A 23,364-nucleotide genomic window follows, 5' to 3' on the forward strand; every position below is an offset into this window, starting at 1 on the left:
TTCGGGGCCCGCCGCCGTACGGCCCCGGTCGGTTCGCCGCCGCACGGCGCCGGTCGGTCCGCCGGGGTCAGTCCGCCGGGGTGTTCGCGCGCCCGGCCGCCCGGTTGGCGAGCACCGACGCCAGGACGGCGAGCCCCGCGACGCCCGCGCACACGGCGCTGGCGGACAGGTAGGCGGCGCGGTGCCCGCCGCCGCCGGCGGTGTGGCGCAGGTAGACGCCGGAGAGCGCCGAGACGGCGACGGCCGCCGCGATCCGCTGGGCCATCTGCAGGATCGCCCCGCTCACGCCGGCCGCCTCGGCGGGCGCGTGCCGCAGGACGTACGCCTGGTTGGTGGAGCCCATCAGGCCGATCGAGGCGCCGCTGAGGAGTTGGAGCAGGGCGAGCAGCCAGGGCAGCAGCGCGGTCGGCGCCCAGTGGGCGACCAGGCCGCTGGTGAGCATCGCGAGGGCGGAGCCGGTCATGCCGGCGGTGACGGTGCGTCGGCCGAAGCGCTGGACCACCCGCCAGGCCAGTGCGGAGGCAACGCCCATGGCGACCGCGGAGGGCAGGGCGACGAGGGCGGCGCCCATCGGGGACAGGCCGAGGCCGTCCTGGAGGAACATGGTGAGGACGAGCGAGGCGGCGAGCGAGGAGCCGAACTGGGCCATCGCGGTGGCCGTGCCGAGCGCGTAGGGCGCGGAGCGGGTGAGCGCGGGGTGGATCAGCGGCTGCCCGCCGGTGCGGGCGTAGCGGCGCTGCCACCACACGAGCGCGCCGAGCAGCAGCAGGGCGGCGCCCGCGAAGGCCAGGGCGCCGCGCCAGCCGGGCGGTTGGACGAAGGGCAGCATCAGGACGAGGGTGAGCGCGGCGACCAGCAGCAGGCCGAGCACGTCGAGGTTGGCGCCGCGCGCGCTGGGCCGGGGCTTCGGCAGGTGGCGGACGGCGAGCGCGAGGGTGGCCAGCCCGAACGGGACGTTGAGCAGGAAGGTGAGCCGCCAGCCGAGCCCGGGCCCGGCGGCGGCCAGCACGGCGCCGCCGACCGGCGGGCCGAGCGCGAAGGCGAGCCCGCCGGTGACGGCGTACATGCCGAGGGCGCGGGCGCGCAGCTGGCCGTCGAAGACGTCCTGGAGGGTGCCGATCATCTGGGAGTTGACGAGGCCGGCGCCGGCGCCCTGGAGGAGCCGGGCGGCGATCAGCACGGCGGGGTCGGTCGCGGTCGCGGAGACCAGGCTGACCAGGGTGAAGAGGGCCAGGCCGGTGACGAAGAACCACTTGCGGCCCTTGACGTCGCCGAGCCGCCCGCCGGGGATGAGGGCGAGGCCGAAGGCGAGCGAGTACCCGGCCACGATCCACTGCAGGTGGGCGGGTTGGGCGTGCAGGGTCTCGCGCAGGGCGGGGACGGAGGTGTTGAGGACGGACTGGTCGAGCAGCGTGGTGAAGCCGCCCGCGACGCAGACCAGCAGGACGCGGCGGCCGGCCGCGTCGAAGCGTTCGCGGGGCGGCTGCGGTATCGCGGTGTCGGTGGCGGATTCGTCGGCGTTGGCGTTGGCGGCGTCAGGAGCGTTCGCGGATCTCACGGCTGGCGATGCTATCCCGGCCGTGCGGCCCGCTCCCCCGGGTTGCCTCCGGGCGCCCCGGCCCGTGCGCCGACTACCCGTGGTCGCCCTCTGGCCGGATGTCGACGGTGCCGCGCAGCAGGTTGGTGGGGTCGTAGGCCTTCTTCACGGCGGCGAGCCGGGCGTAGCGGTCCGGGCCGTAGTGCTCCCGGGCGCTGCGGCCGGCGCCGCGCTCGGCGTGGTTGAGGTAGCCGCCGCCGGTGCCGAAGGGCCGCATCCGGTCGGCGGTGGCCCGCGACCAGGCGAGGTGCTCGGCGTCCTGCCCGGGGTCGGTCCAGTGCGCGGACACCGTCAGCTGGTAGGGCGCGGCGCGGCCGGGGAAGGCGGAGGCCTGCTCGGGCACGTCGGCGATGGCGCCGCGCAGGTACTCGAGGTCGATCGAGCAGCGCGGGGAGGGGTTCTCGCGGGCGGCCTCGACGAGGTGCCGCACGGCGTCGCCGGGGAGGTCGTCGAGGTAGGCGGCGCTGGTGGAGTACCGGTGGCCCTTGGGCCGGGTGTCGTCGCCGAGCGCCTGCAGGTGCGGGTACGGCATGGCGCGGGCGACCTGTGCGGCGGGCCGGATCTCGTCGAAGAGCGACGCGGCCTGCGCCGGCCCGTCCTCCGGATCGCCGGACCACACCGCGAGGAGGAGGAGCACGGGTCCGCCGCGCAGGTGCTCGGGCACCCACGGCTGGTCGCCCGCGTGCCCGAGCCGGGCGACGGTGTGCAGGTCCACGGGCTGGCGCCCGGTGTACGCCCGGTACGCGGCCAGGGCGTCGGGGGCGTCGTCGAGGGCGTGGACGCCGGCGCCGTACAGGACCTGGCCGACCGGGCGCAGCCGGAGCGTGAAGCGGGTGACCACGCCGAAGGTGCCGCCCCCGCCGCGCAGCGCCCACAGCAGTTCGGGGTGGCTGTGCTCGGTGGCGTCGATGATCGAGCCGTCGGCGAGGACGACCTGGGCGGCGAGGATGTGGTCGCAGGTCAGGCCCCAGCGGCGGGCGAGCCAGCCGTAGCCGCCGCCGAGGGCGAGCCCGCCGAGCCCGGTGTCGGCGACGGTGCCGGTGGGGCAGGCCAGTCCGTAGGGGGCGGTGACGGTGTCGAGGTCGCGCAGCCGGCAGCCGCCTTCGGCGACGGCCACCCGGGCGTGGACGTCGACGGTGACGGCGCGCATCGGCGAGACGTCGACCATCAGCGTGCCGTCGGCGACGGCGCTGCCGGCGACGTGGTGGCCGCCGCCGCGCACGGTGACGTCGAGGCCGGCGGCGGCCGCGTACCGCAGGGCCTGGCTCACCTCGGTCGCGGTGCGGCAGCGGGCGATGTGGGCGGGGCGGCGGTCGTGCAGGCCGTTCCACACCGCCCGGGTCTCGTCGTAGGCGGCGTCGCCCGGGCTGACCCAGTGCTCGGGCCGTTCGGGCAGTGCTGCCTGCCGGGGAACCTCTCCCCGCATGGTGGCGACCCCTCTCGCTGACGGACGCACGGACTCGTGGACTCGCCCGACTCGCGGGTCCACGGCGTCGCGGCCCCATCGGCGAGTCCAGGTGCATGGTGCACACACGATAGGTGGGGCACCTGCGAAGTGCGCGTGAACACCGTACGTGGTCAACGCGTTTCGGTCACCGTCCGGGCCGGGACCGGCACTTCGGCGCACCGCTCGCCTCACCCCCGACTCGGGAACGGGCGAGGACCCGGTTGCCTCCACGGCACCCCGGGCCACACCGCCTGCTCAGCCCTCCCGGCCGGCCGCCTCCCGGTCCGCCGCCAGCGAGCTCTCCAGCCGCGCCAACAACTCCCGGAACCGCTCGGTGTCCTGCTCCGTCATCCGCCCCTCGGGCACCGGCCGCCCGGCCGCTCTCTCGTCCATGGCCCCGACGTTAGACCGGAACGATCAACGCCCGATAAACGCGGCCGCCCGCGTTCCGGCTACGGCTGTCGGAACAGCCGCTCCAGCACCTCGGCGACGCCGTCCTCGTCGTTGCCGCCGATGACCCGGTCCGCCGTGGCCAGCACCTCGGGGTGCGCGTTGGCGACGGCGTAGGAGGTGCCGGCCCAGGCCAGCATCGGCAGGTCGTTGGGCATGTCGCCGAAGGCGATCGTCTGCTCGCGCGCGATCCCGTGCCGGCGCGCCAGCTCGTCGAGCGCGGCGGCCTTGCTGACGCCCCGCGCGACGGCCTCGATCAGCCGCTCGCCGTTGGAGTGGTAGAGGGTGACCAGCTCGCCGACCACCGGGCGGAGCAGCGCCAGGAGTGCGTCGGCGGACAACGTCGGGTGCCGGCCGACCAGTTTGGGTGCGGGCCGCCCGAACAGCCGGGCGTCGTCGAGGCGCCGCAGCGGCGGGTCGGTGTCGCTCCACGGGCGCGACTCGTACCGCTCGTCCGCGACCAACTCGTCCGCGTACTCGACGGCCAGCCCGATGCCGGGGGCGGTCGCGCGCAGCAGCCGGGCCGTCTCGCCGAGCACGTCCGCCGGGATCGGCCGCTCGGCGACGACCGTACGGGTGCGCAGGTCGTAGCCGAGGGCGCCGTTGGAGCAGATCGCCACGCCGCGGTGGCCGAAGGCGCCGGCTATGTCGCCCATCAGGCTCGGCGGCCGGCCGGTGACCAGGACGAACAGCGCGCCGGCCCGTTCGACCCGGGTCAGGGCGGCGACGGTGCGGGCGGAGACGGTGCGGTCGCCGCGCACGATCGTGCCGTCGAGGTCGGTGGCGACCAGCCGGGGCGGGCGCGGGCCTGCGGTCGGGGTGCTCATCGTCGATGCTCCTGGAAGAGGTAGGTGGGTGAGGGGTCGGCTCACCACGTCGGCCCGCCCGGCTCGCCGTCGCGCAGCGGCCGCCGCACCGCCCAGGGCAGCACGAACCACAGCCCGGCGAAGACCAGCGCGACGACGACGGTCAGCACCACGGCCGCCGGGGTGCCGAGCACGACGTCCAGCACCAGCAGCACCGCGCCGCTGAGGGCGGAGGCCAGCAGCACCAGGCCGAGTTGGGCGATCCGCACCGAGACCCGGACGATCCGTTCCTTGCCCGGGTGCCGGAACAGCCCGCGGTGCAGCGCCACCGGGGTGGCGAAGACGGCGGAGGCGAGTACGGCCAGCAGCAGGGTGGTGACGTAGATGTCCTGCTGGCCGTCGCCGAGTTCGGCGAACCGCGGGGTGAAGGCGACGCCGAGCAGGAACGCGAACACGATCTGCACGCCGGTCTGCAACACCCGCAGTTCCTGCAGCAGTTCGACCAGCCGCCGGTCCGCCCGCGCCGCGGGGCTCTCCCCGGCCGGCGGCCCGGCGGGCTCCGGTCGCGGCTCGGGCGCGGGCGGGTCCTGGGGCGGCGGGGTGCTGGTCATGCGTCACATTCTGCGCCAGCCGCGCCGGTCGGCGCTGCGCTTCCCCCGGCGGTTCCACCGGTGCGGTGTGCGGCCCTCCGGACCGGCCCCCTCGGGCGTGCGCCCGCGGGCGACTGATGCCCATTGTCCCTGCTCCGCCACGTGCCGAAGGCCGCATGACAGCTACCTGCACTGACGGGAAGCGGACGCGCCGCGACCGCTGTTGCGCATGGGTGGCAGGTTCCTGTCGGGGAAGTTGTGGCTACGCGGAACGCCTGTTTGATTTGGGCGCCGGGATCTCTCTTGGTTCGGGCTGGCGCCCTCCGGTTCAGCTGTGGTCAATCCAGTGGAGGAATTGCAATGACGGTACGGGGATTCGAGGCAGTCCTGCCGCTCTCTCCGCTGCAGGAAGGCCTTCTGTTCCGGTCCCTGTACGACATCGACGGGCCGGACGTCTACGCCACCCAGATGAGTGCAGAACTCAACGGTTCGCTCGATTGCGGCGTTCTCCGCGCGGCCGCCGAGACCCTGGTGCGCCGCCATTCCGTCCTGCGGTCGACCTTCCGGCACGAGAAGCTGGAGAAGCCCGTCCAGGTGGTCCACCGCGAGATCGAACTCCCCTGGCGGGAGGTCGACTTGAGCAACCTTCCGGAGTCGGAGCAGGCCGCCGCGGTGCGGGCCGTCGCGACCGAGGAGCGAGAGCGCCGCTTCGACCTGGCGGTGCCGCCGCTGGTCCGTTTCGCGGTGGTGAAGCTGGGGGGGGATCGCCACCGGGTGATTCTGACGAACCACCACATTCTCCTCGACGGCTGGTCGATGCCGATCCTCCTCGGCGAGTGGTTCCGTCTGTACGCCTCCGGTGCCGACGACTCGGCGCTTCCGCCGGTGGTGCCGTTCCGCCGCTATTTGGCCTGGCTGAACAAGCAGGACCGGGACGCCGCGCGTTCCGCATGGCGGGGGGTAATGGCCGGGCTGGACGGTCCGACCCTCATTTCCCCGTCCGATCCCTCCCGGCGGCCGGTCGACCCGGACCGGGTGATGCACGACCTGTCCGCCGAGGCGACGGCCCGGCTGGGGGCGTTCGCACGCCGGCACGGGCTGACCATGAACACCGTCGTCCAGGGTGCGTGGGCGCTGCTGCTGGGCCGGCTGACCGGCCGTGACGACGTGGTGTTCGGCGCGACGGTCTCCGGACGGCCGGCCGAGATCGTCGGCATCGAGTCGATGGTCGGCCTGTTCATCAACACACTGCCGGTGCGCGTCCGGCTGGACCCGGCGGAGAGCCTGGTCGCCCTGCTGACCCGGGTGCAGGACGAGCAGGCGCGCCTGCTGGCGCACCAGCACCTGGGCCTCGGTGAGATCCAGCGACTCGCCGGGCACAGCGAGCTGTTCGACACGCTGACCGCCTTCGAGAGCTTCCCCGTCGACCCCGAGGTGACGGAGCTGCCGGGGACGGGCCTGCGGGTCGGCGAGGCGGAGAGCACGGACGGCAGCCACTTCCCGATCACGCTGTTCGCGGTGCCCGGCGAGCGCCTGCACCTGCGGGTGACGTACCGGCCCGACCTGTTCGCCCCCGAGCAGGCGCGGCGGATCCTGGACCGCCTGGTGGCACTGCTGGACTCGGCCGCCGACGCCGCGGACCGCCCGGTGGGACGGATCGACGCACTGGCCGGCGAGCAGCTCGTCCCCGCGGCGGCCACGCCCGTCGCACAGCAGACCGGCTCCGTGCAGGAACGTTTCGCCGCGCAGGCGTCCCTTACTCCCGACGCGATCGCGGTGGCCTTCGGCGACACCGAGGTGACCTACGCCGAACTCGACGCGCGCGCCAACCGGCTGGCGCACCACCTGATCGGCCTCGGGGTCGGCGCCGAGTCGACGGTGGCCGTCCTGCAGGAGCGCTCGGTGGACCTGGTGGTCTCCGTGCTGGCCGTGCTGAAGGCCGGCGGCGCCTACGTCCCGTTGGACGGGCGCTTCCCGGCCGCCCGGCTGGCGATGATCGTCGAGCAGACCGCCGCGCGAGTCCTGTTGACCGACCGCGACGACGCCGGGATCGGCTTCGAGCACACCGCACGCGTGGTCCGCACCGACGACCCGGCACCGGCTGCCCTGCCCGCCACCGACCCGAGCGCGGCGGGCCACCCCGGCCGGCTCGCGTACGTGATGTACACCTCCGGCTCGACCGGCACCCCGAAGGGCGTCGCAATCACCCACCGCGACGTGCTGGCGCTGGCCGACGACGGCGCGTTCGCCTCGGACGCCCACCTGCGGGTGCTGGTGCACTCGCCGCAGGCCTTCGACGCCTCCACCTACGAGCTGTGGGTCCCGCTGCTGCGCGGCGGCCGACTCGTGGTCGCTCCGCCCGGGGAACTCGACATCGCCGTCCTGGAACGCGTCGTCCGGGAGCACTCGGTCACCGGGATGTGGCTGACGGCCGGTCTGTTCCGGCTGATGGCCGAGGAGTCGCCCGCCGCCTTCGCGGGTGTGCGCGAGGTGTGGACCGGCGGCGACGTGGTGCCCGCCGCCGCGGTGCGCCGGGTGCGCGAGGCGTGCCCCGGGATCGTCGTGGTGGACGGCTACGGCCCCACCGAGACCACCACCTTCGCGACCAACCACCGGATCGCCGCCGGTGCCGAGCTGCCCGCCGCGCTGCCGATCGGCCGACCGCTGGACGGCATGCGCGCGTTCGTCCTCGACCACGCACTGCGCCCGGCTCCCGCGCTCACCGCGGGCGAGCTGTACCTGACCGGCCCCGGTCTGGCCCGCGGCTACCTCGGCCGCCCGGACGCGACCGCCGAGCGCTTCCTGGCCTGTCCGTTCGGGCCCGCCGGTGAGCGAATGTACCGCACCGGCGACCTGGCCCGGGTCAACGCCGACGGCGACCTGGAGTTCCTGGGCCGCGCCGACGACCAGGTCAAGCTGCGCGGCTTCCGGATCGAGCTCGGCGAGGTCGAGACCGCCCTCGCCGCGCACCGCGGGGTCGGTCAGTGCGTGGCCCTGCTGCGCGAGGACCGCGGTGGCGACAAGCGCCTGGTGGCGTACGTGGTGCCCGCGGCCACGGACGACGCCCCCGACCTGTCGGCGCTGCGCCGGCACGCGGCCGCGGCGCTGCCCGCCTACGCGGTGCCCTCCGCGTTCGTGGTGTTGGCCGAGCTGCCACTGACCGCCAACGGCAAGGTCGACCGCGCCGCGCTTCCCGCGCCCGACGCCGCGGCCGGCGCGCCCGGGCGGGCGCCCGCCACCCCGCAGGAGGAGATCCTGTGCGGCTTGTTCGCACAGATCCTCGGCCTGGACGAGGTCGGCGTCGACGACGACTTCTTCGCCCTGGGCGGCCAGTCGCTCACCGCGACCCGCCTCACCAGCCGGATCCGCGCCGTGTTCGGCGTCGAGGTGCCGGTGCGCCGTCTGTTCGAGGCCCCCACGGTGGCGGCGCTGGCCGAGCGGCTGAACGCCGAGGGCTCCGCCCGCGAGGCGCTGGCCCCGCAGGAGCGCCCGGCGCGCGTGCCGCTGTCCTTCGCCCAGCGCCGGCTCTGGTTCCTCAACCGGCTCGACCACACCGACGGCTCCTACAACATCCCGCTCTCGGTGGAGCTGACCGGCCGGCTCGACGTCGACGCGCTGCGCGCCGCGCTGGCCGACCTGACGGCCCGCCACGAGAGCCTACGCACCGTCTTCCCGGACCACGACGGCGAGCCCTCGCAGCACGTGCTGGCCGCCGAGGACGCCCGCCCCGCCCTGGAGGTCACCCGGACCACCGCGGACGAGCTCGACGCGCTGCTGGCCGCCAGGACCGGGCGCGGCTTCGACCTGGCCCGTGAACTCCCGCTGCGCGCCGACCTGTTCGAGACCGGCCCGGACACCCACGTGCTCCTGCTGGTGATGCACCACATCGCGGCCGACGGCTGGTCGGCCGCCCCGCTGGCCCGCGACCTGGCGGTGGCCTACGAGGCGCGCCGCGAGGGCCGCGCGCCCGACTGGGCTCCCCTGCCCGTCCAGTACGCCGACTACTCGCTGTGGCAGCAGCGGGTGCTGGGCGACGAGGACGACGACTCGAGCCCGACCGCCCGCCAGCTCGCCCACTGGAAGCAGGCCCTGGCCGGCCTGCCGGACACGCTCTCCCTGCCCGTCGACCGGCCCCGCCCGGCCACCGCACCCGCCGCCTCGGGCGCGACGGTGACCTTCGAGCTGCCCGCCGACCTGCACCGCGGCGTCGCCGACACCGCCCGGGGCAGCCAGGCGAGCACCTTCATGGTGCTGCAGGCCTGCTTCGCGGCCCTGCTGACCAGGCTCGGGGCCGGCACCGACATCCCGATCGGCACTCCGATCGCGGGCCGCACGGACGAGGCGCTGGACGACTTGGTCGGCTTCTTCGTCAACACGCTGGTGCTGCGCACCGACACCTCCGGCGACCCGACCTTCCGGGAGCTGTTCGCCCGCACCCGCGAGACGGACCTGGCCGCGTACACCCACCAGGACGTCCCGTTCGAGCGCCTGGTGGAGGTCTTGAACCCGACCCGCACGCTCTCCCGCCACCCGCTGTTCCAGGTCCTGCTGACGCTGGAGAACACCCCGGCCGGCAGCCTGCGGCTGCCGGGGCTGGACGTCACCCCGCGCCTGGTGGACAGCGACGGTGCCAAGTTCGACCTTTCCGTCCACCTGCGCGAGCGCCTCGCCGAGGACGGCTCCCCCGCCGGGATCGAGGGCCTGCTCGCCTACCGCGAGGACCTGTTCGACCGTTCGAGCGTCGAGCGGATCGCCGCCCGCTGGGAGCTGCTGCTGTCGCAGGCCGTCGCCGACGCGGACCGGCGGATCGGCGCGGTGGACGTGCTGCTGCCGGGCGAGCGCGAGCTCGTCCTCACCGACGTCAACGACACCGCCCAGGAGGTGCGCGCCCTCCCGCTGCCCCGGCTGTTCGAGGAGCAGGCGGCCCGCACCCCGGACGCGACCGCGCTCGTCTCGGGCGCCGACCGGGTGTCGTACGCGGAGCTGAACGCCCGGGCCAACCGGCTGGCGCACCACCTGATCGGCCGGGGCGTCGGCCCCGAGCAGCTGGTGGCCGTCTGCCTGGACCGAGGCATCGACGCCGTCGTCGCGATGCTCGGCGTGGTCAAGGCCGGAGCGGCCTACGTGCCGCTGGACCCGCACTACCCGGCGCAGCGGATCGCCCTCGTGCTGGAGGACAGCCGCCCCGCACTGCTGATCACCTCCGGGTCGCTCGACGCCGCCCTGCCGTCCGTGGACGGGGTGGCCCGGCTGCTGGTCGGCGCCGTCCCGCAGGCGGTGCCGGACACCGACCCGACCGACGTCGACCGGCTGAGCCCGCTGACCCTGCGCCACCCGGCGTACGTCATCTACACCTCCGGGTCCACCGGCACCCCGAAGGGCGTCGTGGTCGAGCACCGCTCGGTCGCCGACTACCTGACCTGGACGGGCCGCACCTACGAGGCGGCGCGCGGCACCGCCCTGCTGCACTCCTCCCTCGCGTTCGACCTCACCCTCACCGCCCTGTACACGCCGCTGACCACCGGCGGCGCCGTCCACCTGGCCGACCTCGACGACGAGGACCCGGCCCTGGTCGAGGCGCTCGGCGAGCGGCCGGCCACCTTCATGAAGGCCACCCCCAGCCACCTTGCGCTGCTCACCGCGCTGCCGGACTCCTTCTCCCCCACCGGCGAACTGCTGCTCGGCGGCGAGGCGTTGACCGGCGAGGCGCTGCAGGAGTGGCGCGAGCGCCACCCCGGCGTGCGGGTGCGCAACGTGTACGGACCGACCGAGGCGACGGTGAACTGCGCCGAGTACCCGATCGAGGCGGGCCAGGACGTGCCCGCCGGCCCGGTTCCGATCGGCCGGCCCCAGGGCAACGCCCGGCTGTACGTGCTGGACGCCCAGCTGAACCCGGTCGCCCCGCAGGTCGCGGGCGAGCTCTACATCGCCGGCGAGGGCCTGGCCCGCGGCTACCTGCGCCGCCCCGGCCAGACCGCCGACCGCTTCGTCGCCGACCCGTTCGGCGCGCCCGGCGCCCGGATGTACCGCACCGGCGACCTGGCCCGCTGGACCGCGGACGGCCGGCTGGTGTTCCTCGGCCGGGCCGACGACCAGATCAAGATCCGCGGCCACCGCGTCGAGCTGGGCGAGATCGAGGCCACCCTGCTGAGCCGCCCGGAGACGGCCCAGGTCGCCGTCCTGCTGCGCGAGGACGTGCCCGGCGACCAGCGACTGGTGGCCTACCTGGTGCCCGCCGAGGGCGCCACCGAGGACGAGGACGCGCTGCGCGAGCACGCCCAGCGTGCCCTGCCGGACTACATGGTCCCCTCGGCGTTCGTGTGGCTGCCCGAGCTGCCGCTGACCGTCCACGGCAAGCTGGACCGCCGCGCCCTGCCCGCCCCGGCGGCTCGGGCGGCCGGCCCCCGCCGCACGGCGCGCACGCCGCAGGAGGAGATCCTGTGCGCCCTGTTCGCCGAAGTGCTGCGGGTCCCCGAGGTCGGCATCGACGACGACTTCTTCGGCCTGGGCGGGCACTCGCTGCTCGCCACCCGCCTGGTCAGCCGCATCCGCACCGCGCTGGGCGCCGAGCTGCCCATCCGGGCGCTGTTCGAGACCCCCTCGGTGGCCGGCCTCGCGGAGCGGCTGGGCGAGACCGCGGCCGACCGCCGGCCGGCCCTTCGCCCGGCACAGCGCCCGGAGACCGTCCCGCTGTCCTTCGCCCAGCGCCGGCTATGGTTCATCAACCGGCTGGAGGAGCAGAGCGCGACGTACAACATGCCGCTCGCCCTCACCCTGAGCGGCCCGCTCGACCGGGCGGCGCTGGCCGCCGCGGTGCTGGACCTGCTCGACCGGCACGAGAGCCTGCGCACCGTGCTGCCCGAGGTCGGCGGCGCCCCGTGCCAGGAGGTGCTCGCCCCCGACGCCCGTCCGGTGCTGACCGTCACCGACGCCCGGGGCGCCGACGTCGAGGAGCTGCTGCGTGCCGCCGTCGGCCGCGGCTTCGACCTGGCCGCCGAATTCCCGCTGCGGATCGAGGTGTTCGAGCGCGGCGAGGACGAGCACGTGCTGCTCCTGCTGCTGCACCACATCGCCGCCGACGGCTGGTCGATGGCGCCGCTGGCCGACGACCTGGCCCGGGCCTACGGGGCACGCGCCCGCGGCGAGGAGCCCGGATGGGCGCCGCTGCCCGTCCAGTACGCCGACTACACCCTGTGGCAGCGCGAGGTGCTCGGCGACGAGGACGACCCGAGCAGCCCGATCGCGCAGCAACTCGCTTACTGGACGCGGACCCTGGACGAACTGCCGGAGCAGCTCGACCTGCCCGCCGACCGGCCCCGGCCGGCCGTGGCGACCCACCGCGGCGACGCGGTGACCGTCGAACTGCCCGCGCAGTTGCACCAGGCCCTGACCGCGGTGGCCCGGCAGAACCAGGCGAGCGTCTACATGGTCCTGCAGGCTGCCGTGGCGGCCCTGCTGACCAAGCTCGGTGCCGGCACCGACATCCCGATCGGCAGTCCGATCGCCGGGCGCACCGACGAGGCCCTCGACCACCTGGTCGGGCTCTTCATCAACACCCTGGTGCTGCGCACCGACACCTCCGGCGACCCGAGCTTCCGCGAGCTGCTGGGCCGCGTCCGCGAGGTCGACCTGGCCGCCTACACCCACCAGGACCTGCCGTTCGAGCGCCTGGTGGAGGTGCTCAACCCGGAGCGCTCCACCGCCCGCCACCCGCTGTTCCAGGTCGCGCTCACCCTGCAGAACAACGCCGAACCGAGCTGGGGCCTGCCGGGCCTGACCAGCGGCCAGCAGGCCGTCGGCCTGGCCTCGGAGAAGTTCGACCTGTCCTTCGGCTTCACCGAGCGCCGTGACGCGGAGGGCGGGCCGGCCGGCATCGGCGGCGCCATCGGCTACGGCACCGACCTGTTCGACCGGGACACCGTCGAGCGGATGCGCGACCGGCTGCTACGCCTCCTGGAGGCCGTGGCGGCCGACCCCGAGCGGCCGCTCGGCACGGTCGAGCTGCTGGACGACGAGGAGCGGCTGCGGCTGCTGACGACCTGGAACGACACCGCCCGACCGGTGCCGGACGGCGACGTGGCGCAGCAGTTCGCCGCCCGGGCCCGGCACACCCCCGACAGCCCCGCCCTGCTGTTCGAGGGCACCGTCCTGTCCTACGCCGAGCTGGACCGGCGTGCCAACCGCCTGGCCCACCACCTCACCGCCCTCGGGGCCGGCCCCGAGCGCCTGGTCGCCGTCGCCCTGCCGCGTTCGGCCGAGATGGTCGTCGCGCTGCTGGCCGTCCTCAAGTCCGGTGCGGCGTACATCCCGATCGACCCGGACTACCCGGCCGACCGGGTCGGCTACATGCTGGAGGACGCGCGTCCCGCGCTGCTCGTCACCACCGGCGAGGTCGCCGACCGCACCGATCCGGCCGGGTCCGTCACCCACGTCCTGCTCGACGACCCGGCCACCCTGCTGGCCGTCGCCGGCCTGCCGGACGGCGACCCGGCCGCCGGCCGCCCCGCCGCCGACCCCGCGACGCCCGCGTACGTGATCTACACCTCCGGCTCGACCGGCCGGCCCAAGGGCGTGGTCATCCCCCGCGCGGCGCTGACCAACTTCCTGGCCACCATGGCCGAGCGCTTCCCGATGGGCGCGGACGACCGCCTGGTGGCCGTCACCACCGTCGCCTTCGACATCGCGGGCCTGGAGATGTGGCTGCCGCTGACCAGCGGAGCCGGCGTGGTGCTCGCGCCCAAGGACACCGTCCTGGACCCGGCCCGGCTGGCCGAGCTGATCACCGGCTCGCGGGCCACCTTCCTGCAGGCCACGCCCTCGCTGTGGCAGGCGCTGCTCGCCCACGACCCGGCCGCCCTGGCCGGCGTGCGGGCCCTGGTCGGCGGCGAGGCCGTGCCGGCCGGCCTGGCCGCGGCGCTGCGCGAGGCCGCCGCGGACGTCACCAACGTCTACGGCCCCACCGAGACCACCATCTGGTCCACCGCCGCCCTGCTGGGCGAGCGCCCCGGCGCACCCACCATCGGCGGGCCGATCGGCAACACCCGGGTGTACATCCTGGACTCCGCTCTGCGCCCGGTGCCCACCGGCGTCGCCGGGGACCTCTTCATCGCCGGTGACGGCCTCGCCCGCGGCTACCTGTACCGCCCGGGGATGACCGCCGAGCGTTTCGTCGCCTCCCCGTTCGGTGCGCCCGGCGAGCGGATGTACCGCACCGGCGACGTGGCCCGCTGGGGCAAGGACGGCAACCTCGAGTTCCTGGGACGCGCCGACAGCCAGGTGAAGGTCCGCGGCTTCCGGATCGAGCTCGGCGAGATCGAGACGGTGCTCGCCACCCACCCCGAGGTGGCCCAGGCCGCCGTCCTGGTCCGCGAGGACCGCCCCGGCGACCAGCGCCTGGTCGCGTACGTGGTGCCCGAGCCCGGCGCCGCCCCGCTGCCCGCGCAGCTGCGCGACCACGTCGGCGCGTTCCTGCCGGACTACATGACCCCGACCGCGATCGTCACCCTGCCGGCCTTCCCGCTCACCCCGAACGGCAAGCTCGACCGCAAGGCCCTGCCCGCCCCCGACCTGGGCGTGCTCTCCTCCGGCCGCGCCGCCCGGACGCCGCAGGAGGAGATCCTCTGCGACATCTTCGGGGAGATCCTCGGCGTGCCGCAGATCGGCATCGACGACAACTTCTTCGAGCTCGGCGGTCACTCGCTGCTGGCCACCCGGCTGGTCAGCCGGATCCGCGCCGTCCTGGACGTGGAACTGCCGATCCGTGCCCTGTTCGACGCCCCGACCGTGGCCGGCCTGGCCGAGCTGCTGGGCAGTGCGGCCGACGCCCGCGCCGCGCTGCGCCCGATGACGCGCCCCGAGCATGTTCCGCTGTCCTTCGCGCAGCGCCGGCTCTGGTTCATCAACCGCTTCGAGGACGGCCAGAACCTCACCTACAACATGCCGGTCGCCGTCCGGCTCAGGGGCGCGCTGGACGTCGACGCGATGCGCCTGGCGCTGGTCGACGTGGTCCAGCGGCACGAGACCCTGCGCACCGTCTTCCCCGAGGTCGACGGCGTCCCGTACCAGCGGGTCCTCGACCTCGCGACCGCGCACCCGCACCTGACGGTGAGCCATGTCACCGAGGAGGCGCTGCCGGACGCGCTGCTCACGGCCGTCCGACAGCCGAGCGACCTGGCGGTCGTCCCGCCGCTGCGCACCTTCCTGTTCGTGCTCGGCCCCGAGGAGCACGTGCTGCTGCTGGCGCTGCACCACATCGCCGGCGACGGCTGGTCGATGTCCCCGCTGGCCGGGGACTTCGCCCGGGCCTACGCCGCGCGCCGGGAGGGCCGCGCGCCGCAGTGGTCGCCGCTGCCCGTCCAGTACGCGGACTTCACGCTGTGGCAGCGCGAGGTCCTGGGCGACGAGGACGACCCGACCAGCCCGATCTCCCAGCAGCTCGCCTACTGGAAGCAGAACCTGGCCGGCCTGCCGGACCAGCTCGACCTGCCCTCCGACCGGCCCCGCCCGGCGGAGATCAGCTACCGCGGCGAGACGCTGTACTTCCGGCTCGACCCGGAGCTGCACGCCAGGCTCGTCGTCCTGGCCCGCGACACCCGGACCAGCCTCTACATGGTGCTGCAGGCCGGCCTCGCCGTCCTGCTCTCCAAGCTCGGCTGCGGCACCGACATCCCGATCGGCAGCCTGATCGCCGGGCGCACCGACGAGGCGCTGGACGACCTGGTCGGTTTCTTCGTCAACGCCCTGGTGCTGCGGACCGACACCTCGCAGGACCCGACCTTCGAGGAACTGCTCGGCCGCGTCCGGGACACCGACCTGGCCGCGTACGCCCACCAGGACGTGCCGTTCGAGCGGCTGGTCGAGGTGCTCAACCCGGCCCGCTCGCTGGCCCGTCACCCGCTCTTCCAGGTGGCGCTCAACCTGCAGAACGTGCCCACCGAGGGCGGCGACCTGCCGGGGCTGTCCATCCACCCGCAACCGGTCGGCATGGGGACCGCCAAGATCGACCTGGCCTTCGGCTTCTCCGAGCTCCGGGACACGGACGGCACCCCCGGCGGCATCAACGGCGAACTCACCTTCAACCTCGACCTGTTCGACGCGCCGACCGCGCAGACCCTCGCCGACCGGCTGACCGGTGTGCTGCGGGCGGCGACCGCCCGCCCGGCCGACGCGATCTCCGCCATCGACGTCCTCACGGCCGCCGAGCGCGAGCTGGTGCTGGGGCAGTGGAGCGGCGCCGAGCGGGACGTCCCGACCGGCACACTGGGCGGGCTGTTCGAGGCGCAGGCCGCCCGCACGCCCGAGGCCGTCGCGGTCGTCTCCGACGAGGAGTCGCTGACCTACCGGGAGCTCAACGCCCGCGCCAACCGGCTGGCCCGACTGCTCGTCGGCCGCGGTGTCGGCCCCGAGCAGATCGTGGCCGTCGCGCTGCCCCGGTCGGTGCGCTGGCTCACCACCCTGCTGGCCGTCGTCAAGGCCGGCGCGGCCTACCTGCCGCTCGACCCGAACCACCCGGCGGACCGGATCGCGTTCATGCTCGACGACGCCGCCCCGGCCCTGGTGGTGACCACCGCCGGTACCGCCGCGGCCCTGCCCGAGGCGGCCCGGACCGTCTGCCTGGCGGTCGACGCGTCCGACACCGTCGAGGCGCTGACCGCCCTGGGCGACGGCGACCTGACCGACGCCGACCGGCGCGCCCCGCTGCGGCCCGTCCACCCGGCCTACGTCATCTACACCTCGGGCTCCACCGGCCGCCCCAAGGGCGTGGTGGTCCCGCACACCGGCATCGGCAACCTCGCCGCCACCCACGCGGACCACCTCGACATCACCCCGGGCAGCCGGGTGCTGCAGGCGGTGTCGCTCAACTTCGACCCGTCCGTCGCGGACGTGGCGATGAGCCTGCTGTCCGGCGCCTGCCTGGTCCTCGCACCGGGCACCGGCCAGCTGCTCGGCGAGGAGCTGGCCGCCCACATCGACCGGCACGCCGTCAGCCACGTGATGCTGCCCGCGCCGATGGCCGCCACCCTGGCCGGCGAGCGGATGGCCAGCCTGCGCTGCCTGGTCACCGGCGGTGACGCCTGCTCGGCCGAGCTGGTGCAGCGGCTGTCCGCCGGCGGCCGCCGGGTGGTCAACGCCTACGGCCCGACCGAGTCCACGGTGGCCGCGACCCTCAGCCGGCCGCAGACCGGCGAGCACAACCCGCCGATCGGCGGCCCGGTGTGGAACACCCGCGCCCACGTGCTGGACGACGCGCTGCGCCCGGTCGCGCCCGGCGTGGCGGGCGAGCTCTACCTCAGCGGCACCGGCCTGGCCCGCGGCTACCTGAACCGCGCGCAGCTGACCGCCGAGCGGTTCGTCGCCAACCCCTTCGGCGCCCCCGGCGAGCGGATGTACCGCACCGGAGACCTCGTGCGCTGGAACCGGGACGGGCAGCTGGAGTTCATCGGCCGCAGCGACGACCAGGTCAAGATCCGCGGGTTCCGGATCGAGCTCGGCGAGATCCGTTCCGCCGTCCTCGGGCACCCGGACGTCGCCGAGGCCGAGGTCGTCGTGCGCGAGGACCAGCCCGGGGTGAAGTCCCTGGTCGGCTACCTGGTACCGGAGCCGGGCCAGGGCCCGGACGCGGCCGCGCTGCGGGCCCACACGGCGGCGCTGCTGCCCGACTACATGGTCCCGGCGGCGTTCGTGACGCTGGAGGCACTGCCGCTGACCCCGAACGGCAAGCTCGACCGCCGGGCGCTGCCCGCCCCCGATTACGGGGTGCGGGTGGGCGGCGGCGAGCCGCGCAACCCGCGCGAGGCGGCACTGTGCGAGCTGTTCGCCCAGCTCCTGGGGCTGCCCCGGGTCGGGATCGAGGACAGCTTCTTCGACCTCGGCGGCGACAGCATCATGTCCATCCAGCTGGTCAGCCGGGCCCGCAAGGCCGGCCTGGTGCTCACCCCGCGCGACGTCTTCCAGCACAAGACGGTGGCGGCGCTGGTCTCCGTCGCCGGCTCGCCGGAGGACGTGGTGTTCGAGGCGCCGGAGGCGGCCATCGGCGAGGTCGCGCTGACGCCGATCATCCACTGGCTGCGCGAGCGCGGCGGGCCGGTCGACCGGTTCAACCAGTCGGTCACGGTGCCCGCGCCCCAGGGCTGCGACGAGGCGGGCCTGACCGCCACCGTGCAGGCCCTGCTGGACCACCACGACGCGCTGCGCGCGCGGCTCCACCGGGCCGGTGACGGCTCCGAGTGGACGCTGGAGGTCCTGCCCAAGGGCAGCGTGGACGCGGCCGACTGCCTGGTGCGCGCCGACGTCGCCGGTCTCGCGGGCGACGAGCTCGCCGCGGTGGCCGCCGAGCACGGTGAGGCCGCCCGGGCGGCACTCGACCCGCAGGCCGGGGCGATGCTCCGGGTGGTCTGGTTCGACGCCGGACCGGAGCGTCCGGGCTTCCTGCTGCTGGTCCTGCACCACCTGGTCGTCGACGGCGTGTCCTGGCGCATCCTGCTGCCGGACCTGACCACGGCCTGGGAGGCCGTCGCCGCCGGCCGTCCGGTCGAGCTGGAGCGCGCCCGCACCTCCTTCCGCGGCTGGGCCGCCCGCCTGGCGGAACTGGCCGAGGAGCCGGCCCGGGCGGAGGAACTCGCCCTGTGGACGGGCATCCTGGACAGCGCCGAGCCGCCGCTGGCGGACCGCCCGCTGGACCCGCTGGTCGACGTCGCCGCCACCTCCCGGTTCCTGTCCGTGCAGCTGTCCGCCGAGCAGACCGAGGCGTTGCTGGCACGCGTGCCCGCCGCCTTCCACGCCGGGGTCAACGACGTCCTGCTGGCCGCCCTCGCCCTGGCCGTGGCGCACCGCCGCCGACTGCGCGGCCAGGACGCGGGCTCGGCCCTGCTGGTCGACCTGGAGGGCCACGGCCGCGAGGACCTCGGTGACGGCAGCGACCTGTCGCGCACCGTCGGCTGGTTCACCAGCATGTACCCCGTCCGGCTCGACCCGGGCGCGGTGGACTGGACCGAGCTGTGCGCCGGCGGCCCGGCCGCCGGCCGGGCCCTCAAGCGGGTCAAGGAGCAGTTGCGCGCCCTGCCCGACAACGGGCTGGGCTACGGCCTGCTGCGCTACCTCAACCCGCGGACCGGCCCGCAGCTGGCCGCGCTGCCCGCGCCGCAGATCGGCTTCAACTACCTCGGCCGCTTCGAGGCCCCCGCGGTGACGGACCTGAGCACCCACCAGGTGGTCGCCGAGGCCGCCGGCCGCGCCGGCGGCACCGACCCGCGGATGCCGCTGCCGCACCCGCTGGAGGTCAACGCGTTGGCCGAGGACGCCGGCGAGGGCGCCCGGCTGACCGCGACCTGGTCCTGGCCCGGCGGCATGTTCGCCGAGGAGGAGGTGCGGGAGCTGGCCGAGGACTGGCTGAGCGTCCTGCGGGCCTTCGTCGAGCACGCCGCCCAGCCGGGCGCCGGCGGGCTCACCCCCTCGGACGTGCCGCTGGTGGAGGTCTCGCAGGACCAGATCGACCGGCTGGAGGAGGAGCACGGCGCGATCGCCGACGTGCTGCCGCTGTCCCCGCTGCAGGAGGGCCTGCACTTCCACGCCGCGTACGACGAGGGCGGCCTCGACGTGTACACCACCCAACTGGCGCTGGGCATGGAGGGCCCGCTGGACACCGCCGCGCTGCGCCGGGCCCTGCGCGCCCTGCTGGAGCGGCACGGCAACCTGCGGGCGGGCTTCCGCCACCAGGGGCTGGCGAACCCGGTCCAGTTCATCCCGTCCGAGACCGAACTTCCTTGGTTCGACGTGGACTTGACCCACCTCGACGGGGAGCGGCAGGAGGCGGAGCTGGCCCGGCTGCTGGAGGAGGACCGTACCCGCCGGTTCGACCTGGAGCGCCCGCCGCTGCTGCGGTTCACCCTGGTGAAGCTGGCGCCCGAGCGCCACCGGTTCGTGTGGACCAGCCACCACATCCTGCTGGACGGCTGGTCGATGCCGGTGCTGCTCGGCGAGCTGTCGGCGCTGTACCAGTCGGGCGGCGACGACGCGGCGCTGCCGCGCGTGGCCCCCTACCGCGGCTACCTGGCCTGGCTGGCCCAGCAGGAGCGCGGCCCGGCGGAGCAGGCGTGGCGCGAGGCGCTGGCCGGGGTGGACGAGCCGACGCTGGTCGCCCAGCCGGACCCGTCCCGCGAGCCGGCCGCCCCCGAGCAGGTCACCGTGGCGCTGTCCGAGGAGTCGACGGCCGCGGTGATCGAGCGGGCCCGCCGGATCGGCGTGACGCCCAACACCGTGGTCCAGGCCGCCTGGGCGATCCTGCTCGGCGGGATCACCGGCCGTGACGACGTGGTCTTCGGCGGCACCGCCGCCGGCCGGCCCACCGAGATCGCGGGCGTGGAGACCATGGTCGGCCTGTTCATCAACACTCTGCCGGTGCGGGTGAAGCTGGACCCGGCCCAGCCGCTGGCCGCCCTGCTGACCGCGGTGCAGCGCCAGCAGTCCGACCTGATGGCCCACCAGTGGCTCAGCCTCAGCTCGGTGCAGCGACTGACCGGCCTGCCCGAACTGTTCGACACCATCACGGTGTTCGAGAACTACCCGGCGCAGCCGGAACAGCTGCAGACGCCGTCCAGCGGCGTGCGGATCTCCGGCAGCACGGCCCAGGACGCCACCCACTACCCGCTCAGCCTCGCGGCGGTGCTGTCGGACGGCGGGCTCCAGCTGCGGCTCGGCTACCGGCCGGACCTGCTGGAGGCGCGGACCGTCCGCACTCTCGCCGACCGGCTGGCCCGGCTGTTCGAGACGGTGGCGGCCGAGCCCGAGCGGCTGCTGGGCACCGTCGAGACGCTGGACGCGGCCGAGCGCGAGCAGGTGCTGGTGGCCTGGAACGACACCGCGCGGCCGGTGCCGCAGGCCGTCCTGCCCGAGCTCTTCCAGGAGCAGGCGGCCCGCACTCCGGACGCCGCGGCCGTGGCCTTCGAGGGCACCACGCTCAGCTACGGCGAGCTGAACGAGCGGGCCAACCGCCTGGCGCACCTGCTGATCGAGCACGGCGCCGGTCCGGAGCGCACCGTCGCCCTGGCGCTGCCGCGCTCGCCGGAGTGGGTGGTCGCCCTGCTGGCGGTGGCGAAGAGCGGCGCCGCGTACCTGCCGGTCGACCCGGAGTACCCGGCCGAGCGCATCGCCTACATGCTGGACGACGCGCAGCCGGTGCTGCTGCTCTCGCTGTCCTCCGTCGAGCTGCCGGACTCCGGCCCGCGGCTCCTGCTGGACCACCCGGCCACGGCCGAGGAAGTGGCCCGGCGCCCGCACACCGATGTGACGGACGAGGAGCGCTCGGCCCCGCTGACCCCGGCGAACACCGCGTACGTGATCTACACCTCCGGCTCCACGGGCCGCCCCAAGGGCGTCATGGTGCCGCACTCCGGACTGGCGAACCTCGCGGCCGCGCAGATCGACCGGTTCGCGGTGGCACCGGGCAGCAGGGTCCTGCAGTTCGCCTCGCCGAGCTTCGACGCCGCGGTGTCGGAACTGTGCATGACCTTCCTGACCGGCTCGCTGCTGGTGCTGGCCCCGCAGGACCGGCTGATGCCGGGCGAGGCGCTGGCCGAGGTGCTGGCCGAGCACGAGGTCACCCACGCCACCATCCCGCCGGCCGCCCTGGCCGCCATGTCCGAGGACGACCTGCCCGCGGGCATGACCCTGGTCGTCGCGGGCGAGGCGACCGCGCCCGAACTGGTGGCGCGCTACAGCGTCGGCCGCCGGATGATCAACGCGTACGGCCCGACCGAGACCACGGTGTGCGCCACCATGAGCGAACCGCTGTCGGGGGCGCAGACGCCGCCGATCGGACGGCCGGTCGACAACGCCCGGGTCTACGTGCTGGATCCGGCGCTGCGCCCGGTCGCGCCGGGCGCCCTGGGCGAGCTGTACGTCGCGGGGGCCGGGCTGGCGCGCGGTTACCGCGGCCGGCCGGGGCTGACCGCCGAGCGGTTCGTCGCGAACCCGTTCGGCACGCCGGGTGAGCGGATGTACCGCACCGGCGACGTGGTCCGCTGGCGCCTCGACGGGCAGCTGGAGTTCGCCGGCCGTGCGGACGACCAGGTCAAGGTCCGCGGCTTCCGGATCGAGCTCGGCGAGATCGAGACCGCGCTCGCCGCGCACCCGGCGGTCGGCCGTGCCGCGGTGATCGTCCGCCAGGACACGCCGGGCGTGCGCACCCTGGTCGGCTACGTGGTGCCGGCGGCCGACGCCGAGCCGGTGGAGGGCGCCGATCTGCGCGCCCACGTCGCCCTGACGGTGCCGGACTACATGGTGCCGGCCGCGGTGGTCACGCTGGACGACCTGCCGCTCACCCCGAACGGCAAGCTGGACCGCAAGGCGCTGCCCGCCCCCGACTTCACGGCGTCGTTCCGGGGCGGAGCTCCCGGCACACCGCAGGAGGAGGTGCTCTGCGCCCTGTTCGCCGAGGTGCTGGGCCTGCCCTCGGTCGGCGTCGAGGACGGCTTCTTCGACCTGGGCGGCGACTCGCTGCTGGCCACCCGCCTGATCGGCCGGGTCGGCTCGGTGTTCGGCGTCAAGGTGACGATCCGCGCGCTGTTCGAGAGTCCCACGGTGGCCACCCTGGCCCGCCGCCTGGGCGTCGACGACGACCGGGACCCGCTGGACGTGCTGCTGCCGCTGCGCGTCTCGGGCGAGCGCCCGCCGCTGTTCTGCGTCCACCCGGCGGCCGGCATCGGCTGGGTGTACGCGGGGCTCATCCGGCAGCTCGACCCCGGCCACCCGATCTACGCGCTGCAGGCGCGCGGCCTGGCCCGCCAGGACGACGAACTGCCGTCCGACATGGCGGCGATGGCCGAGGACTACGTCGCGCAGATCCGCGCCGTCCAGCCCACCGGCCCGTACCACCTGCTGGGCTGGTCGCTCGGCGGGCTGGTCGCCCACGAGATGGCAGCCAGGCTTCAGGAGGAGGGCGAGGAGGTCGCGATGCTGGCCGTCCTCGACGCCTACCCCCGGGCTGCGGACGCCCCGGCGCCCGCCGCGGGCCCCGCGGCCGAGCGTCCGGTCGCGGACGAGGAGGCCGAAGTCCTCACCGCGCTGTTGGAGTTCCTCGGCCACGACGTGACCGAGCTCGACGGACAGCCGGTCACCCATGCCGCGGTGATGGAGGTCCTGCGGCGCGACGGCAGCGCCCTGGCCAGCCTGGAGGAGCGCCACATCGCGGCCCTCACCCGGATCGGCGCCAACTTCGAGCGCGTGCTGGCCGGGCACCGGCCCACCGTCTTCCACGGCGACCTGCAGCTCTTCGTCGCCACCGAGGACAAGCCCGCCGACATGGCCACCGACGGCGCCTGGCGCCCGTACGTGACCGGTCGCATCGACACCCACACCCTCGCCTGCCGGCACAACGACGTCACCCGGCCCGGCCCGCTGGCCCGGATCGCCGAGGTGCTCGCCGACAGGCTCCGGTCGAACAAGTAAGGCGCCCGCCAGGGCGGTTCGGCTCCGGAC

6 protein-coding genes are annotated in these 23,364 nt (G+C 75.0%); 1 reads left to right on the forward strand and 5 read right to left on the reverse strand.

Going from position 1 to position 23,364, the window contains the following annotated elements:
• Positions 1 to 67: 67 nt before the first annotated feature.
• The 5 genes from AB2U05_RS01410 to AB2U05_RS01430 all read right to left on the reverse strand — a co-directional run bounded on the left by AB2U05_RS01410 (position 68) and on the right by AB2U05_RS01430 (position 4,911).
• Positions 68 to 1,558 carry an MFS transporter gene (locus AB2U05_RS01410; RefSeq protein ID WP_369182151.1) on the reverse strand — a complete coding sequence of 497 codons (1,491 nt, stop codon included), beginning with the start codon at positions 1,556 to 1,558 and terminating at the stop codon, positions 68 to 70.
• Between the two features lie 73 nt (positions 1,559 to 1,631).
• Positions 1,632 to 3,023 (reverse strand): FAD-binding oxidoreductase, encoded by a 1,392-nt coding sequence (locus tag AB2U05_RS01415; protein ID WP_369182152.1) that lies wholly within the window; start codon positions 3,021 to 3,023, stop codon positions 1,632 to 1,634.
• A 276-nt stretch (positions 3,024 to 3,299) separates the two neighbouring features.
• Complete coding sequence (locus AB2U05_RS01420; RefSeq protein WP_157882092.1) at positions 3,300 to 3,437, reverse strand: hypothetical protein; 138 nt, start codon at positions 3,435 to 3,437, stop codon at positions 3,300 to 3,302.
• 59 nt (positions 3,438 to 3,496) lie between these two features.
• A complete protein-coding gene (locus AB2U05_RS01425) occupies positions 3,497 to 4,321 on the reverse strand; it encodes an HAD family hydrolase (protein ID WP_045696013.1) in 825 nt (274 codons plus the stop codon).
• Positions 4,322 to 4,362: 41 nt separating this feature from the next.
• The gene (locus tag AB2U05_RS01430) at positions 4,363 to 4,911 is read right to left on the reverse strand and encodes a DUF6328 family protein (RefSeq protein WP_045696011.1); all 549 of its coding nucleotides are present in this window, start codon (positions 4,909 to 4,911) and stop codon (positions 4,363 to 4,365) included.
• A gap of 339 nt (positions 4,912 to 5,250) precedes the next feature.
• On the opposite strand from AB2U05_RS01430, the gene AB2U05_RS01435 reads away from it, so the two are divergent.
• The gene (locus AB2U05_RS01435; protein ID WP_369182153.1) at positions 5,251 to 23,334 is read left to right on the forward strand and encodes a non-ribosomal peptide synthase/polyketide synthase; all 18,084 of its coding nucleotides are present in this window, start codon (positions 5,251 to 5,253) and stop codon (positions 23,332 to 23,334) included.
• Positions 23,335 to 23,364: the final 30 nt, after the last annotated feature.

Source organism: Streptomyces sp. Y1 (assembly GCF_041053115.1).
Taxonomy (GTDB): Bacteria; Actinomycetota; Actinomycetes; order Streptomycetales; family Streptomycetaceae; genus Kitasatospora; species Kitasatospora rubellomurina.

Coding starts and splice junctions, on each gene's coding strand:
- AB2U05_RS01415 (WP_369182152.1), bottom strand. CDS start 3,023: ATGCGGGGAGAGGTTCCCCGGCAGGCAGCACTGCCCGAACGGCCCGAG.
- AB2U05_RS01420 (WP_157882092.1), bottom strand. CDS start 3,437: ATGGACGAGAGAGCGGCCGGGCGGCCGGTGCCCGAGGGGCGGATGACG.
- AB2U05_RS01425 (WP_045696013.1), bottom strand. CDS start 4,321: ATGAGCACCCCGACCGCAGGCCCGCGCCCGCCCCGGCTGGTCGCCACC.
- AB2U05_RS01430 (WP_045696011.1), bottom strand. CDS start 4,911: ATGACCAGCACCCCGCCGCCCCAGGACCCGCCCGCGCCCGAGCCGCGA.
- AB2U05_RS01435 (WP_369182153.1), top strand. CDS start 5,251: ATGACGGTACGGGGATTCGAGGCAGTCCTGCCGCTCTCTCCGCTGCAG.